Origin of the sequence: Spiroplasma endosymbiont of Cantharis rufa, assembly GCF_964019665.1 — a bacterium.
In the GTDB taxonomy this organism is placed as follows: Bacteria; Bacillota_I; Bacilli_A; order Mycoplasmatales; family Mycoplasmataceae; genus Spiroplasma_A.
Genome location: NZ_OZ026459.1, coordinates 18,606 through 41,707 on the forward strand (window position 1 = coordinate 18,606; position 23,102 = coordinate 41,707).

General features: G+C 26.4%; 29 protein-coding genes and 1 other annotated feature. All 29 genes read left to right on the top strand.

The window, feature by feature from the left end:
• Positions 1-91 precede the first annotated feature (91 nt).
• The 29 genes from AACL15_RS00085 to AACL15_RS00225 all read left to right on the top strand — a co-directional run bounded on the left by AACL15_RS00085 (position 92) and on the right by AACL15_RS00225 (position 23,101).
• A complete protein-coding gene (locus tag AACL15_RS00085) occupies positions 92-406 on the top strand; it encodes a DUF1904 family protein (protein ID WP_339034176.1) in 315 nt (104 codons plus the stop codon).
• Positions 406-1,404: a tRNA dihydrouridine synthase DusB gene (dusB, locus tag AACL15_RS00090; RefSeq protein ID WP_339034178.1), complete on the top strand. Its 999-nt coding sequence runs from the start codon at positions 406-408 to the stop codon at positions 1,402-1,404. The genes AACL15_RS00085 and dusB overlap by 1 nt, the downstream gene beginning before the upstream one ends.
• A complete protein-coding gene (gene lysS / locus AACL15_RS00095) occupies positions 1,397-2,908 on the top strand; it encodes a lysine--tRNA ligase (RefSeq protein ID WP_339034179.1) in 1,512 nt (503 codons plus the stop codon). The genes dusB and lysS overlap by 8 nt, the downstream gene beginning before the upstream one ends.
• A complete protein-coding gene (locus tag AACL15_RS00100; protein WP_339034181.1) occupies positions 2,908-3,915 on the top strand; it encodes a hypothetical protein in 1,008 nt (335 codons plus the stop codon). The genes lysS and AACL15_RS00100 overlap by 1 nt, the downstream gene beginning before the upstream one ends.
• A gap of 48 nt (positions 3,916-3,963) precedes the next feature.
• The gene (locus AACL15_RS00105; RefSeq protein WP_339034183.1) at positions 3,964-4,575 is read left to right on the top strand and encodes an IspD/TarI family cytidylyltransferase; all 612 of its coding nucleotides are present in this window, start codon (positions 3,964-3,966) and stop codon (positions 4,573-4,575) included.
• Between the two features lie 111 nt (positions 4,576-4,686).
• Positions 4,687-5,208 carry a 30S ribosomal protein S6 gene (gene rpsF, locus AACL15_RS00110; RefSeq protein WP_339034185.1) on the top strand — a complete coding sequence of 174 codons (522 nt, stop codon included), beginning with the start codon at positions 4,687-4,689 and terminating at the stop codon, positions 5,206-5,208.
• Positions 5,209-5,229: 21 nt separating this feature from the next.
• Complete coding sequence (locus AACL15_RS00115) at positions 5,230-5,685, top strand: single-stranded DNA-binding protein (RefSeq protein ID WP_339034186.1); 456 nt, start codon at positions 5,230-5,232, stop codon at positions 5,683-5,685.
• A gap of 16 nt (positions 5,686-5,701) precedes the next feature.
• Positions 5,702-5,923 (top strand): 30S ribosomal protein S18, encoded by a 222-nt coding sequence (gene rpsR, locus AACL15_RS00120; protein WP_053945715.1) that lies wholly within the window; start codon positions 5,702-5,704, stop codon positions 5,921-5,923.
• Positions 5,924-5,982: 59 nt separating this feature from the next.
• Positions 5,983-6,429, top strand: a complete 447-nt coding sequence (gene rplI, locus AACL15_RS00125) for a 50S ribosomal protein L9 (RefSeq protein WP_339034187.1) — start codon at positions 5,983-5,985, stop codon at positions 6,427-6,429.
• Positions 6,429-7,781 carry a replicative DNA helicase gene (gene dnaB / locus AACL15_RS00130; RefSeq protein WP_339034188.1) on the top strand — a complete coding sequence of 451 codons (1,353 nt, stop codon included), beginning with the start codon at positions 6,429-6,431 and terminating at the stop codon, positions 7,779-7,781. The genes rplI and dnaB overlap by 1 nt, the downstream gene beginning before the upstream one ends.
• 60 nt (positions 7,782-7,841) lie before the next feature.
• Complete coding sequence (locus AACL15_RS00135) at positions 7,842-9,191, top strand: Vmc-like lipoprotein signal peptide domain-containing protein (protein WP_339034190.1); 1,350 nt, start codon at positions 7,842-7,844, stop codon at positions 9,189-9,191.
• A gap of 17 nt (positions 9,192-9,208) precedes the next feature.
• Positions 9,209-10,999 (top strand): hypothetical protein, encoded by a 1,791-nt coding sequence (locus AACL15_RS00140; protein WP_339034192.1) that lies wholly within the window; start codon positions 9,209-9,211, stop codon positions 10,997-10,999.
• Positions 10,999-11,667: a uracil-DNA glycosylase gene (locus tag AACL15_RS00145; RefSeq protein WP_339034194.1), complete on the top strand. Its 669-nt coding sequence runs from the start codon at positions 10,999-11,001 to the stop codon at positions 11,665-11,667. The genes AACL15_RS00140 and AACL15_RS00145 overlap by 1 nt, the downstream gene beginning before the upstream one ends.
• Before the next feature lie 11 nt (positions 11,668-11,678).
• Positions 11,679-12,584 (top strand): hypothetical protein, encoded by a 906-nt coding sequence (locus AACL15_RS00150; RefSeq protein ID WP_339034196.1) that lies wholly within the window; start codon positions 11,679-11,681, stop codon positions 12,582-12,584.
• 21 nt (positions 12,585-12,605) lie between these two features.
• On the top strand, positions 12,606-13,937 hold the full coding sequence (gene cysS / locus AACL15_RS00155; RefSeq protein ID WP_339034198.1) for a cysteine--tRNA ligase: 1,332 nt from the start codon (positions 12,606-12,608) through the stop codon (positions 13,935-13,937).
• A complete protein-coding gene (gene rlmB / locus AACL15_RS00160; protein WP_339034200.1) occupies positions 13,937-14,656 on the top strand; it encodes a 23S rRNA (guanosine(2251)-2'-O)-methyltransferase RlmB in 720 nt (239 codons plus the stop codon). Before cysS ends, rlmB begins: the two co-directional genes overlap by 1 nt.
• Positions 14,657-14,675: 19 nt before the next feature.
• Positions 14,676-15,308, top strand: a complete 633-nt coding sequence (locus tag AACL15_RS00165) for a hypothetical protein (RefSeq protein WP_339034202.1) — start codon at positions 14,676-14,678, stop codon at positions 15,306-15,308.
• A gap of 27 nt (positions 15,309-15,335) precedes the next feature.
• On the top strand, positions 15,336-15,494 hold the full coding sequence (rpmG, locus tag AACL15_RS00170) for a 50S ribosomal protein L33 (RefSeq protein ID WP_020835970.1): 159 nt from the start codon (positions 15,336-15,338) through the stop codon (positions 15,492-15,494).
• Between the two features lie 2 nt (positions 15,495-15,496).
• Complete coding sequence (gene secE / locus AACL15_RS00175; RefSeq protein WP_339029912.1) at positions 15,497-15,907, top strand: preprotein translocase subunit SecE; 411 nt, start codon at positions 15,497-15,499, stop codon at positions 15,905-15,907.
• Between the two features lie 12 nt (positions 15,908-15,919).
• Positions 15,920-16,546: a transcription termination/antitermination protein NusG gene (nusG, locus tag AACL15_RS00180; RefSeq protein ID WP_339034204.1), complete on the top strand. Its 627-nt coding sequence runs from the start codon at positions 15,920-15,922 to the stop codon at positions 16,544-16,546.
• Between the two features lie 65 nt (positions 16,547-16,611).
• Positions 16,612-17,124, top strand: coding sequence for a peptidylprolyl isomerase (locus AACL15_RS00185; RefSeq protein ID WP_339034206.1), 513 nt, complete (start codon positions 16,612-16,614; stop codon positions 17,122-17,124).
• Positions 17,125-17,251: 127 nt separating this feature from the next.
• Positions 17,252-17,686, top strand: a complete 435-nt coding sequence (rplK, locus tag AACL15_RS00190; RefSeq protein ID WP_339034208.1) for a 50S ribosomal protein L11 — start codon at positions 17,252-17,254, stop codon at positions 17,684-17,686.
• A 2-nt stretch (positions 17,687-17,688) separates the two neighbouring features.
• Entirely contained in the window at positions 17,689-18,375 is a 687-nt protein-coding gene (gene rplA, locus AACL15_RS00195; RefSeq protein ID WP_339034209.1) for a 50S ribosomal protein L1, read from the top strand.
• Between the two features lie 68 nt (positions 18,376-18,443).
• Positions 18,444-19,232 (top strand): Cof-type HAD-IIB family hydrolase, encoded by a 789-nt coding sequence (locus AACL15_RS00200; RefSeq protein WP_339034211.1) that lies wholly within the window; start codon positions 18,444-18,446, stop codon positions 19,230-19,232.
• Between the two features lie 100 nt (positions 19,233-19,332).
• Positions 19,333-19,698 carry a MerR family transcriptional regulator gene (locus AACL15_RS00205; protein WP_339034213.1) on the top strand — a complete coding sequence of 122 codons (366 nt, stop codon included), beginning with the start codon at positions 19,333-19,335 and terminating at the stop codon, positions 19,696-19,698.
• A gap of 17 nt (positions 19,699-19,715) precedes the next feature.
• Positions 19,716-20,708, top strand: a complete 993-nt coding sequence (locus AACL15_RS00210) for an aldo/keto reductase (RefSeq protein ID WP_339034215.1) — start codon at positions 19,716-19,718, stop codon at positions 20,706-20,708.
• A gap of 643 nt (positions 20,709-21,351) precedes the next feature.
• Positions 21,352-21,508, top strand: a sequence feature (ribosomal protein L10 leader region).
• A gap of 34 nt (positions 21,509-21,542) precedes the next feature.
• Positions 21,543-22,043: a 50S ribosomal protein L10 gene (gene rplJ / locus AACL15_RS00215; protein ID WP_339034217.1), complete on the top strand. Its 501-nt coding sequence runs from the start codon at positions 21,543-21,545 to the stop codon at positions 22,041-22,043.
• Between the two features lie 60 nt (positions 22,044-22,103).
• Complete coding sequence (gene rplL / locus AACL15_RS00220) at positions 22,104-22,466, top strand: 50S ribosomal protein L7/L12 (protein WP_339034219.1); 363 nt, start codon at positions 22,104-22,106, stop codon at positions 22,464-22,466.
• Positions 22,467-22,519: 53 nt separating this feature from the next.
• Positions 22,520-23,101, top strand: coding sequence for a CatB-related O-acetyltransferase (locus tag AACL15_RS00225; protein WP_339034221.1), 582 nt, complete (start codon positions 22,520-22,522; stop codon positions 23,099-23,101).
• The last annotated feature ends 1 nt before the right edge of the window (position 23,102 follow it).

Genomic DNA, 23,102 nt, shown 5'->3' on the forward strand with positions numbered 1-23,102 from the left:
TCTAAACTACAAATGAATAATTTGTAGTTTTTTTAATCTAAAAATGGGTTTAAAAAAGTATATAATTATAGTTGTTAAAGGTGGAGAAATTATGCCAATTTTTAGTTTTAAAGGTGTGAATGAAACTCACCTTCAAGAATATTTTAAAAAAATTGATGAATTAGCTTTAATTATAAATACTGATTCTAAAAAAATAGTTTTTTGAAATGACACTAGTACTTTAATTGGAGATGGTTATGAAAAGAATGTAATTCAAATAAATATTGATTGAATTGCAAGACCTTTAAAACAAGCTGAGGTTGTTAATCATATTCAAAAATTCTTTTCAAAAATATCAAAAAATATATACGTTATATTTAAAGAAATAAATAATTTATTATATATAAATGGAGAAAATAAAAATTAATGAAAATTAGGAATATAGATATAAAAGGTAAAGTATTTTTGGGTCCAATGGCAGGAACTACAAATGCAGCATTTAGAATTATTTGTAAAGAAAAAGGAGCCTCTTTAGTATATGCTGAGATGGTTAGTACAGAAGGTTTAGTTCATAATAATCAAAAAACTAAAACTATGATTGAGGTTTCTGAATTGGAACATCCGATCACTTTACAAATTTTTGGTTTTGATATTGAGTCATTTGTTGAAGGTGCAAAAATTGTTGAAGAGTTTTCTGAGTGTGATGTTATAGATATAAATATGGGTTGCCCTGCACCAAAAGTTGCATTGAGAAGTCAAGCAGGAGCAAATTTATTAAAATATCCAGAAAGAGTTGGAGAAGTAATTAAGGCAGTCGTTGAAAATACTTCTAAACCAGTTACTGTAAAAATGAGAATTGGTTGAGATGATGAAAACAGAAATGTGGTTGAACTTGCAAAAATAGCTGAGAAAAATGGAGCTAGTGCTATAGCTGTGCATGGAAGAACAAGAAATCAATTTTATAATGGTAAAGCAGATTGAAGCTGAATTAGAAAAGTAAAAGAGGCAGTTAAAATTCCTGTAATTGGGAACGGTGATGTTTTTGATGGTCCTTCGGCAAAGGCAATGATTAAAGAAACAGGTTGTGATGGAATTATGATTGCAAGAGCAGCACAAGGCAATCCGTGAATTTTTAGAGAGATACAACACTATCTTGATACAGGTAAATTTTTAGAAGGACCAAGTTATCAAGAATGAAAAGCAACAGTGACAAGGCATGCAAATATTTTAATTGAAATGCGTGGAGAAGAATTTGCAATTAGAGAAATGAGAAAACAACTTCTTTGATATCTTGCAACATTAGGTTCAGATAATAAAATAAAAGAAATGAAAAAAATGGCAATGATTATAGAATCACTAGAGGATATACAAAAAATATTTAAATTTTATGAAGATGAAAACTTAGGAGAATATGAAAATGAGTAATAATTTTGAAAGAAATTTTTCAGAACAAGAAAATATTAGAAGAGAAAAATTAAAAAAACTTATTAATGATAATAGAGATCCATTTATTGAGAATGAATTTAATAAAAGTCATTCTATAAATGAACTAAGAGAAAAATTTTCTTCATTTTCAAAAGATGAATTACAAGAAAAAATAAATACTAAAATATCTACAGCAGGAAGAATAAGGTTATTTAGAGAAGCTGGTAAAAAAGCAATTTTTGGAAATATTCAAGATCAAGATAATGTAATGCAAATTTATGTAAGACAAGATGAAATCGGGGAAAAAGAGTTTGAGTATTTTAGGAATTTAGATCTTGGTGATATAATTGGAATTGAAGGCATTATGATGAAAACAGATCATGGTGAATTAACTATAAGAGTTAAAAATGCTAAATTATTATCTAAAGCTTTAAAGCCTTTACCAGATAAACACTTAGGTATTGCAGATATTGAAGAAAAATATCGAAGAAGATATGTTGATTTAATTGTTAATCCTGAATCGAAACAAGTCTTTGTCGACAGAACAAAAATTATAAGAACTATTCAATCAATTTTAGATTCTAAAGGTTATATGGAAGTTGAAACTCCAATTTTACAATCTGTAAAAGGAGGAGCAAGTGCAAAACCTTTTATCACTCATTATAATGCATTAGATAATGAATTCTTTTTAAGAATTGCAACTGAGTTGCACTTAAAGAGATGCATTGTTGGTGGGTTTGATGGTGTCTATGAAATAGGAAGAATTTTTAGAAATGAAGGTATAAGCACACGACATAATCCTGAATTTACTTCTGTTGAACTTTATGTTGCTTACAAAAATATGAATTTTCTAATGACATTATGTGAGGAAATATTTAAAAAATGTTCAATTGCAGTTAGAGGAACTGCAAAAATTAATTATTCTGGACATGATTTAAACTTGGAAAAGCCTTTTAAAAGATGACATATGGTTGATGCAATTAAAGATGTATGTGGTGTAGATTTTTGAAAAAAAATGACTTTTAAAGAAGCATGCACAATTGCAAAAAAACATAATATCAAAGTAGATAAACATCATTTTTCAGTAGGTCATATTATTAATTTATTTTTTGAAGAATTTGTAGAAGAAAAAATAATTGAGCCTACGTTCATTTGAGGACATCCAAAAGAAATATCTCCTCTTTCAAAATTAAATGCAAAAGACCCTAGGTTTACTGATAGATTTGAATTATTTATTATTAATAGAGAATATGCAAATGCATTTGCTGAGTTGAATAATCCAATTGATCAATATGAGAGATTTATTGATCAAATAAAAGAAGCTGAAGCAGGAAATGATGAGGCAAATGATATGGATATTGATTTCATAGAAGCTTTAGAATATGGAATGCCTCCAACAGCTGGAATAGGAATAGGAATAGATAGGTTAGTTATGCTATTGACAAATTCTGATTCAATAAAAGATGTTTTACTTTTCCCTCAAATGAAACCAAGGGGTATCTAATGAAATATGGTATTGCTTTAGGTTATGTATCTAAATTAAATTTTAAAGATACTATAGTGGGAATAGAATTTATTAAAGAAAATATTTTCTCTTCTTTAAAAAATAAATTTAATTTATTAAATATGTCTAGTGGTCTAATCACAAATAAATCGGTATGACTAAATGATGATTTTCAACAAACAAAGAGAACAATTGATTTTGATATTGTAAGTCAAAATGAATATGGTGAAGTAATACAAGCAAATAATAAATGAAGAAGATATTTTTTAAGAAATCTAGAAAATGATGATAAAACTATAAGTGGAATAATAACTAATTTTACTACAGTTAATAGAGATGTTAATTTAGATAACACAAGTTCTTTAATATATGAAGAAATTGGTTTAGAAATTCTTGTTGATGAAGTTGATATGGAATTTTTGAATAATAAATTGATAGATATTTATAAAATTTTGTGTTTTATTGATTTAAAGATAAGTGAAAAGTTTCAAAACTTAAATAGCTTTCACTACTCAAAAACTTTAACATTTATAACTTATGAAAAACTTAGAGAATTATATCCTTTATTAACTTTTACTGAAAGATTAAATAAATTTGGTAAAGATAATGGTAGTTTTGTAATTCAAAATTATGCAGATAAAATTTTTAATCAAAAAAATATTAGTCAATTTTCCGAAGATGTTTTTAATTTAAAAACTTATTCTAAGCTTTATATTTATAATGGAGAATGTGAAAAATCTATCTCAGTTTCTTACGCAGGATTTCAAGTTGATAGAAAAACTTTAAAGGAACAAAATTTAATACTAAAAGAAAATAGTAAAATTAATAACGATTATAATCACTTAATTAAATCAAATGAACTACCATTAACTCTATCTGCTGGTGTTTTAATAAATAGAGTTGTTATGACAATTCTTGAAAAGCAACATATTGGAGAAGTTCATTCTTCAATATGAGGCAAGGAATTTATGGAATATTGTAAAATAAATAATATCAATATTTTTTAATCACAACAATGTTGTGATTTTATTTATAATTAGATTGGGGATAAAAAAATGATATCTTTAATTATTGTTGCAAACGGGTCAAGTGAAAGATTCGGACAAAATAAAATGTTAGTTAAAATTGGAAATGAGTTATTGATAAATAAAACAATAAGTAGTTTTTATAATATTAAAGAAATTAAAGAGATTATTTTAGTATCAAATAAGGAAGTCTTTAATTTAATTAAGGATAAGAAAATTATTTTAGCTGAAGGTGGAGATACAAGAGCTGAATCTGTCAAAAAAGGTTTAGAGTTAAGCAAAGAAAATTATGTATTAATTCATGATGGAGCAAGACCCTTTGTGTCTAAAAAACTTATTCAATCAATTATAGAAAATTTAAAAAATTATGATTGCGTAGTTCCAACATTAAAAGTTATAAATTGCTTAAAGTTCATTAAAAATAATAAAATAAAAACTGTTAATAGAGATTTTTATATTCAAACTCAAACACCTCAGGGCTTTAAAACTGAAATAATAAAAAGGGCTTATTCTAAAAAAAACTATAAAAATTTTGATGATTGTCAATTAATTGAAAAATATAGTAATAAAGTTAAATTTATTGATGGTGAAGAAAGTAATATAAAAATTACTTTTAGAAAAGATTTATGAGGTTCCTTATAAATTCAATCTATATTGAATAAACATTAATTTTTACTATATAATAAATAAGCGAGTTAATTTTTATTAACTCCTTGCCTTTAATTAGGCCAAAAGACCACAAGGAGATAGAATATGATTAGAAAATACGAAATAATGTATATCATTGATCAAGATGTGACAGATATTAAAGCTGTACAAAAAAAATTGCATGACATACTTACTAATAATGGTGGAAAAATTTTAGAATCAGAGGACTGAGGTTTAAAGGATTTTGCATATGTGATTAAGAAAAAGAAGAAAGGTTATTATACTATTGTAATAGCTGAAACAGATTCTGCAAATATTAATGAATTTGAACGTGTATCAAGAATTGATAAAAATGTTGTTAGATATCAAGTGATTAATACTGAAAATGAAAAAAGATACATTCAATCAACAAAATTTTCAAAAACTGATATGTCTAAATTTAAAGAAGAGAAAAAACCTTCAAGAGGATTCGATAGAAGAATGCCAAGAAGAGATGAAAATAGTAGTTCACAAGAATTTAGTGAAGCAAAAACTAATAGAGAAGTAAAAGAATTAAAACCAAAAGTTGCTATTAAAACTGAAGATAAAGAAGTAAAAGTAACAAAGGTTAAAAAAGAAGCTGCATAATATATTTGAAGGAGAATTTAAATGAATTCAATAAATTTAATTGGAAGAATAACAAAGGACCCTGAACTTAGAAGTTCATCAAATGGTAAATCTTTTGTTCCATTCACATTGGCTGTTAATGAATTTTCTGGTGGTAATCAATTTACACAATTTGTACCATGTTTTGCATGAGAAAAAACAGCAGAAAATCTTGCAAAGTTTGTAAAAAAGGGAGCTCAGATTTCTGTTGAGGGTTCTATTAATGTTAGACAAGAAAATAATAATGGCCAATTTTCACAAATAGTTACAGTGAGAGCTAATAGAATAGAATTTTTGAGTGGTACTGGAACTACAAATAATAATCAATCTGGGTCAAATAATTCATTTGAATCAAACCAATCAAAATCATCTACCCAGCAAACATCAAATAATTTTGATTTTGATCTAATAGACGATTCAAAATCATCAAATGATGATTCAATTTTATGAGAAGACTAAAAAAGGAGAATAAAAAATGAAAAAATTTGTAAGAAGAAAAAAAGTTAATTTCTTTGCAAAAAATAATATTGATTATATTGACTATAAAGATGTAGATCTTTTAAAAAAATTTATATCAGCTAATGGACAAATACTGCCCAAAAGAGTAACGGGTACATCACCCAAACATCAAAGAATGTTAGCTATTGCAATTAAAAGAGCAAGAGGAATGGGTTTATTACCTTTTGTTGTTCAATAATAATTTTTCAAACACCAACAAGGTGTTTTTTATTTGTTATAATTATTAAGGTGAAAAAAATGAAAGTAATTCTATTAAGTGATGTAAAAAACTATGGTAAAAAAGATGATGTTGTAAATGTATCTGATGGATATGCAACAAATTTTTTAATTCCAAAGGGCTTAGCAATTGTTGCATCAAAAGGTGATTTAAGTCATTTAAACGTTAGAAAAGTAAAAGAAGAAAAAATTAAAGAGGAGAAAGAAATTGAAATAAATAATTTAAAGTTAAAGATTGAAGATATTCAATTAAATTTTAAAATAAAAACAAAAAATGGGAAACCTTTTGGCTCAATTTCACTTTCTCAAATTACAGATAGAATTAAAAAAGAATTTCTTATTGATTTAGATAAAAGAAAATTTGAGAAGCATGAAAATATTAATAAGCTTGGTTTATTTTATTTAAAAATTAAGCTTGATTTTAAAATTATTGCCACTCTAAAAGTCTTTGTAGAGGGTACAGAATAGTGAAAGAAAATATGAACATTAGTATTGAAAGTGTTTTAATTGACTCAGAAAAAGCAGTTTTAGCAATAGCAATGCATTCACCAAAAGCAAGTTTTGATATTTTAACTCAATTAAATTCAGAAGATTTTAGTTTAGAAAAACATCAAATTATTTTTGAAGCAATAAATACGGTTTCAATTAATAGTCAAAATATAACTATTACAAAACTAGCTGAGTATTTAGAAGACAAAAAGTCACTTGAAAAAATTGGAGGGGTATCATATTTATCTGATGTATCAGGTTACTTTTATACAGATGAGGGTTTTGAAGATTATGTAGAAATAGTTTTTAAAAATTCAATTGGAAGACAACTGGATAGAGCTTTAATACATATTAAGCAATTAAGAGATAGTAAATCACCTATTGATGAAGTTTTTGTTATTGCTCAACAAAAAATTCTTAATATAAAAACGGATGTTAAAAAAGATGATGCAACCGAAGTTAAGGAAACTGTAGTTGATGTTATTAAAAAAATTGAAGCTTTAGAAAAAAATGGAGGCTTAGTAAATGGGGTCCCATCAGGGTTTTCTGATTTAGATCAAATTACTAATGGATGACAAAAAGGAGATTTTATAATTTTAGCTGCTCGTCCATCAATGGGTAAAACAGCATTTGCTCTTAACTTGGCAGTGAATGCAGCAGAAAGACAAAAGGGTGTAGCATTTTTTTCTTTGGAAATGCCAAAAGAGCAATTAGTTCAACGTATATTAAGTTCAATTTCAGGTATAGAATCTAGTTCATTAAGAAATGCTCAAGGGCTAACAACAGAAAAATGGTCTAGAATTACAGCTAGCGGTGAGCAAATAAAAAATATGAATATTGTTATTGATGATACTCCGGGTATTACTGTTTTACAGTTGCAATCAAAACTTAGAAAAATGAAAAGAGATTTTGGAGTAGAAATTTGTTTTATTGATTATCTACAATTAATTTCTTCAATGTCGAATAAGTTTGATAGTAGACAAAATGAAGTGGCAACTATATCTAGACATTTGAAAAAAATAGCTAGGGAATTAAATATGCCAATAATTTGTTTATCACAATTATCTCGTAGTGTTGAAAAGAGAGAAGAAAAAACACCATTAATGTCTGATTTAAGGGATAGTGGAGCTATTGAACAAGATGCAGACATAATTATGTTTTTATATAGAGATGCATATTATAAAACAAAAGAATATAGTCTTGCTTCTGAAGACCCGACTGATGAAACAGATGTAATAATATCAAAGCATCGTAATGGAGCTACAGGAGTTATTAAAGTAAATTTTCTTAGAAGTTATGGTAAATTTATCGATCAGTCTAAAAATTCCTAATGCTTTTTTCCTTCAAATAAGGTAAAATATAGTAAAGATTTTTTTAAAAGAGGTTAAATTATGAAAAAATTATTATCGGTTTTAGGTTCATTATTAGTTGTTGCCCCAAGTATATCAGCTGTTGTATCTTGTGGTATTGAAACAAATCCAATAAAAATTACAATTGATGAAAAGGAAGAATTTAAAATTGCTAATAATAAAGTTAACTTTCAAAAACTTTTTGGTAGTGCAGCAACTTTACCAGTTTTAGCTAATTTAATTTTGGAGTCTTTAACTTTTAGTGAAACTAAATATCCAAACATTAAAAAAAGAGAAGAGCAAAAAAAAGTCCTGGGTGAAATAGGATTAGGTATGGCCTTGGAAAATATTTTTGTCGATGGTGAAAAAGAATATATTGAATTTATTGATAATACAGGTGGAACTTTTCAAACAGATTATGAAGCTCCAAAAAATTCAAACTTCACTGAAATTAATTATAATTTAGGTATTACTAAATCTGAGATAAGTGAAAATGAAAAGTGAACAGCATCAAATGCTTCAGTATATGAAGCATCAAATGCTTTAACAATGAATACAGAGATAGATTATAAAGATGGTAAGGTTCAAAAAATTAAAGAAAATCAAGATGGAAATAAAACGAATCTTAAAGATTATATTGAACTTAAATGAGAAGATAGTCACCATAAAAAATATTTTGAAGAAGCTAGTTTTAGTAGTTACAAAGATAAGAAAATTTATAATATGACTGATGAAAATGCAAATGAACTTTACACAAAGATTAAAGACTCTGGAAGTGAAGAAATGAAAAAGGCTTTAGGTGTAAACAGCTTGACTCAAGCACAATTTAAAACATTACATACACAATTAAATAAAGTTGATGAAAAATTTAGAAATGGTATATTAATGCCTGGAAAATTTGATAACAACTTTGTTCAAAGTGATGCAAAATTTATTGAGTATAGTGGTGGTAGTGTAGAAGCAAGACATGACATATCAACCGGAGTTACTTTTTATACTGCAAATGATGGGAAAACAATGCAAGCGCAAGTTGTTGGTTCAAAGGAAAATGACCAAAGAACTTTTATTTATGGAAAATCAGATAATGATCAAAAATTAAGTATAGATTTTTTATTTAATGCTCCTGCAGATAAAAAAGATTCTCAAGATAGAAATTATAAATTAAAAATTACTTTAGATAATTTGATTGTGGGTTATCAATTAAATGGAATAGTATTAGAAAAAGGTTTTGATAACGAAAATAAAGAAAGAACAGATGAAGTTATATATTGATATGAACCAAGCATTTATCAGTTTACTGAAGAAGAAATTTTTAGAGCTGGAAATGATGATATATTTAAAGATTTACAAAAGGCAAAGCTAGAGATAGACCTAATAAATAATAAAAAATAAGAAGGGTGAGGGTCACTATGAATTATTATGTAAAATTTGAAAATGATTTTTTTAATATAGTTGACGGAAGAACAAATCAAATAGTGGCATCTTTTATTGGTGAATTGGAAGCAAATAAATTTATACAATCTCTTATTAAAACTACTAATAGAGCTATTTCAAACTGACAAAAACCTCAAAGAAATAATTTTTTATATGATAACAATTTTAGTAGTAAAAAAATTGGTATTCATGAAGATCCATTTCAATTAAAATTAGGTCAATCAGCTCCTTATGGTGTTTCCAATAAATATTTAAATGAAAATAGAGGATCAAACACTCAACCAGTTAACAACGTACAAAATGGGATTCCTCAACAAAATTGTGAAAAAAGTCAAATTCCAAGTATTGTGCAAAACTTTATTCAATCGCCATATCCAAATATGCAACAACCACCTTTTTATAATCCAAATATGCAACAACCACCTTATGGATATCCAAATATGCAACAACCTTCGCATCCTACATATAATGGGCCAACACAAAATTTTGGAATTATGAATGGTCAAAGTAGTGTACCTTTTATACCATTTCAAAATGGTGGTTATGTTTCTGATTCTTCAAACTTTAATAATCAAATGTATAATCAAAATAATAATGACAATAATAAATTAAGTAACGAGGATTCTAAATCTAAAATATTATCAGGTCAGATAAATAATCTCTCTGATCAATTGTTAAATTTAAGTGGTCAGGTAAATAGTATTTCTGATAAATTAAAAAATACTAAAAATAGTAATATTGAAAATAATAAAGAATCTGAAATTAATAACATAAATTTTAAAGAACCTAATGAAAAAATTAGTAACTTCTTAAATGTCAATGAACAAAGTATGAATGAGGTTATTGAAAATTCTAAACATAATTTATTTACTAATAAGAAGTTTGAGGATAGGTATAAGCAAGAGAAAATAAATGAATTTGAAGATAGATATGAACAAGCAAATATAAAGGAATTTGAAAGTGAATCTCAATTTGAAGATAAACAAGAATTAGAAGAAAATAATGAAGAAGATTTTAAATTTGGATTCAATGATAATACTATTTCAATTGATTCAAGTTTGTTTGAAGAGGATAAATTAGGAGCTATTATTCAAGAAAATAAAGTTTTTATTAATAATACTGATGATGATAGTTTAGGGGAAGTTTCTGCATATAAAGACTTAATAAGTTATAATAATTTTAAAAATAATAATAAAAGTAAAATTGAGCAACAAAATATTAATTTAGAAGATGACTTAAAAATAGTTAATCAGGATTTTATTGATAGGCAAAATAAAAAAGTTAAAATTAATGGAATTGATGATTTACCTGAAGTTAATGCAGATTTTGAAGAAACCCCAACTTTGTATTTAAGTGAAGTAGCTAGTGAATTAATTAAAGAACATCAAGAACAAAAAAATGGAATAGAAATAATTGATCAAATTCCTGAAGAAAAAAAAGTATTTGGACTTGATGATTTACCAGATACAAGTAAAAATATTACTATTGGTGATGATGAGTCTGATGAATTTGAAAAAAAGGCAATATCAGAAATATACCAAAATAATTTAATTCCTGAAAATAATATATTGAAAAAAAGGGATCCAAATGTAATAGATTTAGGCCCTGTTAATGAAGATGATGAAATATTTTCTACTCCAAGAAGAGATGCAGAATTAGAAGATTTAGATAATATTTCTCTTTCTAAAAAAGAAAAAAAAGAGTTAAGAAGAATCAAAAGAAGAGAAGAAAGTTCTAGAAAAAAATATGAAAAGTTACTTAAATAATGAATATACTAAAAGAATTAACAAAAGAGTGAGTTGATTTATTTTCAGCTAAAGATATTATTAAGGACATTGAAAGTATTTTTAATAATATTGAAAGTTTTGAAAATATATATCCTGAAAAAGATGATATTTTTAGAGTGTTTAAATTGATTAAGCCAAAAGATATTAAAGTCATTATTATAGGACAGGATCCTTATCATGGTAAAAAGCAAGCAAATGGAATAGCTTTCAGTGTATCAAATAATGTTAGAACTCCACCAAGTTTAAAAAATATTTTTAAAGAATTAAAAAGTGATCTAGGCATTGATCACTTTCAAAATAATGACTTATCAAATTGAGTTAAGCAAGGTGTTTTCTTAATCAATTCTTCTCTTACTGTTGAAAAAGGTTTACCAAATTCTCATAAAGATTTGGGATGAAATAAAGTAATTCTAAAAATTTTAAATGAGATTAATAATCTTAATGAAAATATTATTTATTGTTTATGGGGAAATTTTGCAAAAAAACTATATAATAGTCTTGTATGTAAAAATGAGAAGAAAATTATTTTTTCTGCTCATCCCTCACCATTTAGTTTTAAAAGAGGATTTGAAAATAGTAAACCATTTTCAAAAATAAACTTAATGTTGGAAAATAATAATGAAGAAAAAATTTATTGAGAAGATTAAGGAGCAATAATATGAATAACATTAGTAAATGGTTATTAGAGGGAAATAATATGGCCTATGCGATGTCTGCATTTATAGGTTTCTTTATTGCTGTTTATTTCTTTTACAATGCAATATCATATTGAGTTCTTAAGGAAAGATATCATGGAATAAGATTTACTACAAAAAACATTGCTTATATAACAATGTTTACCGCTATAAATGTAAGTGTTACTGTTGTTATTTCATTAACACTGCCAATAACTGTATTTCCACCAATTAGAATTGCCTTTGAAGGTGTTATGGTAAAAATAACTGGTTTTATTTTTGGACCAATTATTGGAGTTTTAGTAGCACTTATAACAGAAGTCTTAGTAATGATTTTTGTACCATCATTTATACATCCTGCATTTATAATTGTAATAATCTGTTATGGTTTTATTGCAGGTATTGGGTCAAGTTTTTTAAGATTGGGTAAAGGATATAATTGAGTACCAGTAGCTTTAATTAATTTATTTTTAATATTGTTTGCAATTTTTATTGTATATGTAATTAGTGCATATCCCGAGGGTGAATCAATAAAAATTTTAAGTTTTGAAGTTTCTAAGGAAGTTTATAAGTGAATTTTTTTAGGCTCAATAATTGTTTGTCTTGGTTTATTTTGAGTTATTTATTTTATTCTTCTCATTAGAGGGCAAAAGAAGACATTGCATGTATTACTCCCAATAATACTTTTTGCAACGGCTTCAGAATATTTAGTAACAGCTGTTATTTCAGCTTGAGGAGATGCTGGTTTTTTAGGAATACCATCAGAAGGTGGATATACAGCTATGTTTATTGGAAGACTTATTCAAGCACCATTAAAAATAATATTTAATTCAGCAGTTTTATATTTAACATATAAAGCTGTCGCTCCGTTAATTAAGAGAGATAGATAATGTACCTAGAGGTAAAAGTAAATGAAATTATATGATTCTTTAAAAAGAGAATTTATTGAAATTAATGTGCCCAAATTTTGTATTTATACTTGTGGACCAACAGTTTATGACTATATTCACATTGGTAATGCAAGACCATTAATTCTAACTGATATTATTGTTAGATACTTGGAATATAAGGAAATAAAATATAAGTACCTTTTAAATATTACAGATATTGACGATAAAATAATTCAAAAGGCAGCTGAGCAAAATATTTCAGAAGAAGATCACGCTCAAATATATAAGGATGCTTTTTTTAATGATCTTAAAAATCTAAATATAAAAAATCCTACTTTAGTAACACCAATTTCTTCAAAAATAAGTGAAATTTTATTTTTTATTGATGATTTAATAAAAAAAAGGTTTGCTTATGAAAAAAAAGGAAATGTTTATTTTGATATTGGTCAATGAAAAAGTGAGTATGGGGCTTTATCAAATCAAAATATTAATAATCTAAATATGGGTGAAAGAATTGAAATAGATGAGAATAAAAAAAATCCTCAAGACTTTATTCTTTGAAAAAAGACTAAAACTGGTAAAAAATGATTATCTAAATGAGGTTTTGGAAGACCTGGATGACATACTGAATGTGCACTTTTAATAGATGATTTTTTTAAAGAAACAATTGACATTCATGTTGGAGGAATAGATTTAAAATTCCCCCATCATGAAAATGAAAGAATTCAATATATGGCAAAAAACTCAAAAGAGTTATCCAATATCTGACTACACAATGGTCACTTGTCAATTGATGATATTAAGATGTCTAAATCTCTAAAAAATACAATTCTTGTAAAGGATTATTTAGAGGAAAATGGAGTTAATTCACTAAGATATATATTTTTGAACTCAAATTATACACAACCTTTAAATATAAATCAAGATTTAATTAACCAATCAATTGATTGAGTTACAAAAGTAGAAGTTCTATTAAAAACAGTTAATTGGGGTACGGCAATTGGAGAGATAGTTTTAATAAATGAAACTCCAATTGATGAGGACTTTAACTCATATAAATATATTACAAATTTTGAGTCTTTATTAAATGATGACTTAAATACACCTATGATAATCTCTCTTATTGATGAAATGTGTAAAAATATTAATATTCAAATTAAAAATAAGAGAGTTGATTTAACTTATAAAAAATTATTAAAAATAATAAGGGTCTTGGGATTTAATTTTAATATTAAAAAATTAGATGAAAAAGACATTGAGAAAATAAAAGAGTGAAAATTATTAATTTCTCAGAAAAAGTTTGACAAAGCAGATAAATTGAGAGAAACTCTTAAACAGGGGAATATCATTTAATGAAAAACTATATTTATGGAAAAAATGCAGTTGAAAATACAATAAGAAACTTCTTGATTGAAATTAAGCAAGTTTTTATTTTAAAAGGAAACTCATTTAATCCAGAGGTCTTTAGTATAATAAGACAAAATAATTTGGAATGACATTCTTTGGAAAGGCAAGAGTTTAACTCACTAATAAAAGAGGGAGTCAATCATCAAGGAATAATTGCACAAGTAAGAGACTTCAATTATCTTGAATTAAAGGATTTCTATAATAATTCAAAATTAAAACAAAAGGTTTTAATTTTAGACAAAATACAAGATCCACAAAACTTTGGATCAATAATTAGAACAGCTAGTCTTTTTGGAGTTGATGGAATTATTATACAAGAATCCAATCAAGTTCAAGTTACACCATCAGTTATGAAAGCGTCTGCAGGAACAATTTACAATGTACCGATCATCAAAGTTAGTAATCTTAAGTCTGCAATAAGCAGTCTAAAAGACAGGGGATTTTGGATATATAGTTCTCATTTAAGTGAGAATAGTAAATCCATTGGGGAAATTGATTTTGATAATAAGTCAGTAATAATTTTAGGGAATGAGGGAAATGGAATTGGAAGTAAAATCATAGAAATGTCTGATTTTACTTTTAAAATTGAAACTAATAACGTGATTGACTCGTTAAATGTTTCTGTTGCAGCAGGAATAATCCTTTTTGAATTATCTAAAAAATAGATTTTGAAAGGAAAAACAAATGCCAAATCAATATGGCGCGGTAGACGCAATTAAAGAAAGTATAAGAATAGAATTTGGAAATGATATTTCTGAAAAGGAATTACTACATTTTCAAAAATCCGTAATAAAAATTATCAATACAGAACATATTAAGTTAGGTTATCTCCAATTGGATAAAGATGATTTTACATCTCATGTTTTTTTTGCTATTAAAGAGATTAAAAACAAATTTGATATAAATAGAAAAGTACCCTTATTAGCTTATGCAAATTTTATAATAAAAAGACGTATCTTAGATTACGCAAAGTATCTTAAAAGAGATAAAAGAAAAATTACTCTATTAATAATAAACTCATTTAGAAGTGGACTTACAGAAGAAGGCCAAACTTTTATAGATAGAGATATAGATAGATTTTCTTTACAAAAATATAATGATGAGCAAAAAAATCTTTATATAAGAGAAACTTTAAAAAATTTTATTAAGTACGAGTGTGCAACAATAGAGGCAAATATGGCAAAAATGCTGTATAAAGGATATAGCCAAAAAGAGATTATTGAGAAATTAAAGATTAAAAGAAAAGATTTTTTAGAGTTTAAAGAAAAACTAAAAAGTCTTTTTAAGGGTTTTATTAAAGATACTTCTAATATATAATATGTAGGAAAAGAAGAGAGTGTTTTCATGCCACAATCAAAAAAAAAGGTTATACTAGTTTGTAGTGAATGTCTTTCAAGAAATTATACTATTCAAAAAAGTACTATTTCTCAGAGAGAAAGACTACAAATTAAAAAACATTGTATTACTTGTAATGCGCATGTTTTACATAAGGAGACAAGATAAAAATGTCTGATAAAAATAATTCTAAAGAGCAAAAAGCTCAGGAAAAATTGAAAAAAATTCAGGACAAAAAAACTCAAAAAGATAGTAAAAAAACTCAAAAAAAACAAAAAAAAGAGGAATTTACTAAATTATTTAATGAGTTTGAAGGGCATGATGGAACACAAGAAGGAAAAATCAAAGCTGCTAAAAAAAGAAAAGTAAAAAAAGAAAAAGAAAAAATAAACTATAAATTAGCTATAAAAGAAGCTCCTATTAAATTCTTGAAGGAAGTAAATAAAATTCAATGGTCTTCAAGAAAAAATTTGGGAACTAAATTTCTATGAGTTATAATATTTATTGCAATCTTTGGAGTATTCTTTTTCTTTGTTGACTGAGGTTTTCAAAGCTTATTTGAACTTATTAAAATTATCTAAAAGGAGATTATCATGGAACAACGCTTATTTGAATTAGAAGATGAATTATCATCATATAAAGGACAATGATTTGTAATTAATTGTAATAGTGGACACGAAGATCGTGTTAGAACTGACTTACTTCAAAAAATTGAAACATCAGGATTAGAGGATAGAATATTCGATATTAGAATTTCAAAAGGACCTGTTGTAGGAAAAAATAATAAAATTAATGAAAAAAATAAATTTCCAGGATATCTGTTCATAAATATGAATATGACTGATGAAACTTGATTTATTGTAAGAAATACACCAGGAGTAACTGGTTTCATTGGTTCATCAGGTAAAGGTGCAAAACCTTTACCATTAACAGTTGAAGAAGTTTCAAGAATGTTAGAACAAAATAGTCAACAAGATAAAAGCGAAAAGACATCAAAAGGTAATGCAAATCAACCTAAAAAAGAAAAAGTGTTGTTTACTGCGAAATTCAATACAAAGGAAGTTGTTAGAGTAAAAGATGGTCCTTTTGCAGGTACCGAAGGACAAGTAATGGATATGGATTTCGAAAAAGGAATTGCCGTTGTTAATATTGAATTGTTTGGGAGAATTACGCAAACAGAATTTGAATTTTCAAATTTAGAAAAAGCATATATTGATTAATTTGAACTTTGTTTATACAAAGTTCTTTTATTTTCTTGTATTATTATTTTATGAGGTAAAAATGTATGAAAATAATAGAATTTGAAATAATTTTAGGGGATGGTAGAGAAATGCAAGCTCAAATGTTTCCTGATTTAGCGCCACTTACAGTTAAAAATTTTGTGAGTTTAATTCAAGATAAATATTTCAATGGTCTAGTTTTTCACAGAGTTATAAAAGATTTTATGATTCAAGGTGGTGGAATGGATATTAAAATGAATGAAAAGGGTGGTTTAAAACCAATTAAGGGAGAGTTCTCAATTAATGGATGAAATAAGAATACAACTACTTTAAAGCACACTCCTGGAGTTTTATCAATGGCAAGAACAAATGATATGAATAGTGCAAATAGTCAATTTTTTATTGTAACAGGAGAAGCAAGTTTTCTAGATGGACAATATGCATCGTTTGGAAAGTTATCTAATGAAGAAAGTTTGAAAGTTGCATTGGAAATTAGTAATAGTGAAACAACAACACATGGTTTTCATGAAGATGTACCACTAGAGCAAATTGTTATAGAAACCATAAATCTTATTTAGTAAAAAGAGATTTATTTTACTTTTAAATTATGTTATTATTAATTATGGCAGATTTTAATTGTGGAAGTAAGATAAGCAAATGCCTATCATTACGTTAGGACCACAGCGAAAACAGGAGGTGTTGTTCGTGGCAAAAAGAATCACACGTATAGCAAAATTAGAATTTATGGCAATGCAAGCAAAACCAGGTGCAGAGTTAGCTTCACTTGGAATTAACATGCCTCAATTCACACAACAATTTAATGATGCCACTAAAGATAGAGCTGGAGAAGTAGTGCCTGTAGTTATTACAGCTTATGATGATAAATCTTTTGACTTCATTTTAAAAACTACTCCAGCAGCATTTATGTTAAAAAAGGCTGCAGGAATTGCTAAGGGATCATCAAAATCAGGAACTGAAACAGTTGCAACTATTACAGTAGAAGACGTTAAAAAAATTGCTGAGTACAAAATGGTTGATTTAAATGCAAATACAATTGATGCAGCAATGAGAATTATTGAAGGTTCAGCAAGAAACATGGGTATTAAAGTTACTGGAATGCCAGAAAAAGAAGGTAAATAATAATGGCAAAATTAAGTAAAAAATTAAAAGCTGTTAACCAAAAAGTTGATAAAACTAAACTATACCCAATTGTAGAAGCTATTAAATTAGTAAAAGAAACTTCAGTTACTAAATTTGACTCAACTGTGGAAATTGCATTTAACTTAAATGTAGATCCAAGACATGCAGACCAACAAATAAGAGGGGCTATTGTAATGCCTGGTGGAACTGGTAAAACTCAAAAAGTTTTAGTTCTAACAAAAACGAAGATTAAAGAAGCTGAAGATGCAAAAGCAGATTTTGTAGGAGCAGAAGATTTAATTCAAAAAATTGCAAAAGAAAATTGATTTGATTTTGATATTATTGTTGCAACACCAGAAATGATGGCTGAATTAGGTAAAATTGGTAAAATCTTAGGACCAAAAGGATTAATGCCTAATCCTAAAACAGGAACAGTAACAATGGATGTTGCAAAAGCATTAGATGAAATTAAAAAAGGTAAAGTTGAATATAGAACTGATAAAGAGGGAAATGTTCACTCAATATTAGGAAAAGTTTCATTTAATGAAGATAATTTAATGAAAAACTATACAGCTATTTTAGATGTAATAAAAAAAGCAAAACCAGCAGCTGTAAAGGGAACATATATTAAAAATATATCTCTTTCAACAACTATGGGACCTGGAATTAAAGTGCTTATTGAAAGTTAGTAAAAATCTCACATTTGTGAGATTTTTATTTTTTTATTTTATAATAATTAAGAAAGGAATATAAAACTATGAAATGATGATTTTCAGATTATGATGGAACAATTAATTTAACACACAATGATTATATTGACCCAAGAGATTTAGAGTTTATTAAAAATTGAATTAATAAGGGAAATAAATTTGCAATAGCTACAGGAAGAATGGAACATGAAATTCAACCAGTACTAGAAAAAGCTAAAATACCATATGATTATATGATTTGCAATAATGGTGCTGTTATATATGAAAATGGTAAGGGAGTAATTGCAAATGCATCAATTCCAATGGAATCAAGAAAAGAAATAATAAATATTTTTGATAGTCTAAAAGAAAAATATGTTTTAGGATATTGTTTAAAAGATAAGAGAATGAGTTATTCAAAAGTTAATCAAACTGAGGTTTATGGTAATGCTTTTTTAAAAAAATATGCTTCAACACACAATAATTTTGAACAAGGAAATTATGATATTTTAAACTCAGAGAATTTAAATTTATTATATTTTTTCTTAGCAGAATCAGAAATAGAAGAAGTTAAAAAAATATTAGTAGGAAAAATAAAAGGATGTAAAGCAGTAAGAACTCATAAAAATGTTATTGAAATAATGAGAGAAGATGTTTCAAAAGCCTATGGTATTAAAGTTATACAAGAACTTAACAACTTTTCATCTAAAGACGTTTATACAAGTGGTGATGGTGAAAATGATATTGAAATGTTAGAATTTACAAAAAACTCTTTTGCTATGAAAAATCACCAAAAAGGAGTAGATAAAGCTGCAAAATATATTATAAGTAATGTGTTTGAAATAAAAAACTTTTAAATAAATTAGAATTTCTATTGCATTAAAGTAACTTTAATGAATTATAATTTTTAATAAGGGATCACTTTAAAAGTAAGTCTTTTAGAAAATGGAGACAAACATGAACAAGATATATTTAAATGAACTTGCAAAAATTCTTAAAATTAGTGAATCTGCTTTGAGATATTATGACTCACAAGGTTTAATAACAAAATTACAAAGAGATAAAAATAACTATCGCTTTATTCTTGAAGAAGACTTAAAATTTCCAAAAACAGTTTTATGTTTAAAAAAAACAGGGATGTCATTAAAAGAAATTAAGAAATATTTGGATTTTATTGAAAAAGGAGATTCCTCTATTAAAGAAAGATATGAAATGATATTGAAGCAAGAATATATTGTTTTAAATAAACTCAAAGATATTCATGAACAAATTGAATTTATTGAGTATAAAAAAAGTTTATATTTAGAAAAGTTAAATAATTAAGAGAGGTAATAAATATTTTGAAAACAAGAAAATTAGGAAGAGACTTAATTGTTTCTGAAATTGGTTTGGGTTGTATGGGACTTAGTTTCTCCTTCCCACCATTTCCAACAAAACAAGAAGCTGTTAATTTTATTAAAAAAGCATATGAAAAGGGAGTAACATTTTTTGATACTGCTGAAGTATATGGTCCTTTTGATAATGAAGAAATCTTAGGAGAAGCATTAGAATCTATTAGAGATAAAGTTGTTATTGCAACAAAATTTGGATTTAGTTTTAATGAAGATGGAACAAGAAAAGGCACAGATAGTAGTGAGAAAAATATAAGAAGAGCAATTGAAGGTTCTTTAAAAAGATTAAAAACGAGCTATATAGATTTATTTTATCAACACAGAGTTGATCCAAATACTCCAATAGAAGAAGTTGCAGAAGTTATGAAACAACTTCATAAAGAAGGAAAAATCAAACATTGAGGTCTAAGTGAAGCTTCTGCAAATACTATAAGAAGAGCTCATAAGATTTTTCCTGTGACAGCTTTACAAAGTGAATACTCATTATTTTGAAGAGACCCTGAAAAAGAAATAATACCAACACTTGAAGAATTGGGAATAGGTTTTGTATCATTTTCTCCTTTGGGAAGAGGTTTCTTAACAGGCAGTATTGATTTAAATACTAAATTGGAACCAGGAGACTTTAGACTGACAATGCCAAGATTTCAAAATAGAGAATACTTAAAAGAAAATCTTAAGTTAGTAGAATTTGTAAAAGAACTAGCGGAAAGAAAAAAAACAACAGCTGCAGCTGTTGCAATAGGTTGAGTTTTAGCTCAAAAGGAATGAATTGTTCCAATCCCTGGTACAAAAAAACTTGAGAGATTGGAAGAAAATTTGACAGGGGCTGATGTTAAATTTACTAAAGAAGAATTAAATGAGATTAAAAAAAGACTTGATAAAATTGAACTTATTGGTGAAAGATATAATGAAGCTGCAAATAAGACAATTGATAGAACTTAAAAATATTTAAAACTAATGAAAAGTTGTTTAATAAGAAATAGTTTTTTTAATTAATTCCTAATTTTTTAGGAGAAAACTATGGCGTATATTAAAGATAATTTAAAATTATTAATTTCAAAACAGGAGAAATAAAGATAAATAAAAAAGTCAGCAAATTAATTAAATGAGCAATTTAAGGAAAATGAGATAAGCTTAATATTTATTCATAATAGCTCTGTATTCTTTTTTGCAGATTAGCAAGAAAGTTGAATATGCAAATTAAAATGAATGCTTATTTTTTTATAGAGTTACTTAGATACTCGATCAACAAGAGAAGTTAAATTTTATAAAAAAGTAACAAACCAATTGTCGAGAATAAAAATTTTTTAATAATTGAAGACATTATTCATACTTGCAGAACTTTAAATATTGTCTATAAATATTTAGATTACTTAAAATCCAAGAACTTCATATAATTACTCTTGCAGATAGAGGGATTTTATCCTAATTTTAAATATAAGTATAAATCTCTCTTTAAGGCTCAAATAAACATGTAGTGGGCTATGAGTTTGTATATAGAAAGCTTGATCAAATTTATACAATACAAAATAATTAATAATTTAAAAAAATAAAAATTCTCATCAAGGACTACAAATATGATATTATATAAGTGCTATTCGTACCGAAGAAAGTAACTGGGATTTGATCCCTTAATTTGTTACCGAGGAATGAAATTACATATACTAATTGTAAGAATGCTTGCAATGTTTATTGTATTTTTAATTGACCTCGGAAATTATCTGAGGTTTTTATTTTGATTTTAAATGCGAAAGTAAAAAAAGGAGGTTGTTAATAATGTCAAACACAAGACCAGCTCATGCTAAAAAGAATGAGATAGTTAAAGAAATTTCAGACAGAATCCAAAACTGTAAAGGTATGGTAATTGCTGAATATAAAAATTTAACTGTAGCACAAATGACAGACTTAAGAAATAAGGCTCGTGAAAAAGGGATTTTTATTAAAGTTTATAAAGATTCATTATTTAGAAGAGCAACTGAAGAATTAAAAATTAAAGGACTAGATTCATATTTAGTACAACAAAATATTTATATATTTTCAGATGAAGAAGCTTTATTTCCAGCAAAATTAGTTTCTGAATTTGCAAAATTAAATTCAGATCTAATTCTTAAAGCAGGTATTTATGAAGGAAATGTTATGGATACGGCAGCAATAAATGAAATTGCTTCTCTTCCATCAAAAGAAGAGTTATACTCAATGTTTGCTTCATCACTTATTTACCCATTACGTCAATTTATGTTGACTGTAAAAGAAATAGCTAATACAAAAGCAGAATAAAAAACAATTAAGCGTACAAATAGCAATAAAATAAAAGAAAGAAAAAAGGAGAAAACAAAAATGGCAATTACAAAAGATGATATTATTAAAGCATTAGAAGAAATGAAATTAACAGAATTAAACGATTTAGTTAAATCAATAGAAGATCACTTCGGAGTTGTAGCTGCAGCAGCAGTTGCAGCACCAGCTGCAGCAGCAGCAGCAGCACCAAGTGAAGTTAGTGTTATGTTAACAAGTCCTGGAGGAAACAAAGTTTCAGTTATTAAATTAGTTAAAGAAATGACTGGTTTAGGATTAATGGATGCTAAAAAATTAGTTGATGGAACATTACCTGTAGCTATTAAAGAAAATGTAAAAGTTGAAGAAGCAGAAGAAATGAAAAAACAATTAATCGAAGCAGGAGCTTCAGTGGATTTGAAATAAGAATTAATTTATAATGACCTTGAAGGTCATTTTTTTATTAGAGGGAATTTTATATGTCTAAATCATCAAAAATATATTTACTTAAAGATTACATTACTAATGCTGCTATTGAGGTTGGAGAATATAGTTATTTTTATAGCTTTCAAAATGAAAAAGGAGCAAAAGAGTTTCAAAATAGAAATATTTTATATCATTTTCCAAATGTTCATAAAGATAAGTTAGTTATTGGTAATTTTTGTGCTATTGCAGAAGATGTTAAATTTCTAATGAATGGTGCTAATCATAGAATTAATTCATTATCAACATATCCTTTTGAAATGTTTGATGAATTTGAAGTAAATAAAAAAAACATCAAACCTTTTAAAAGTAAAGGAGATACGATTATTGGTCATGATGTATGAATTGGCTATGGAGCAACTATTATGCCAGGAGTTAAGATTGGTAATGGGAGTATTATTGCAGCAAAAGCTGTTGTTACAAAAAATGTAGAACCTTACTCAATTGTTGCTGGAAATCCAGCAAAAGTAAAAAGAAAGAGATTTGAAGAAAATAAAATAAAAGAGCTGGAAGACTTGCAATGATGAAATGAAAGTATAGAATCAATTAAGACTATGTTAGAGAAATTAACTAAATAAC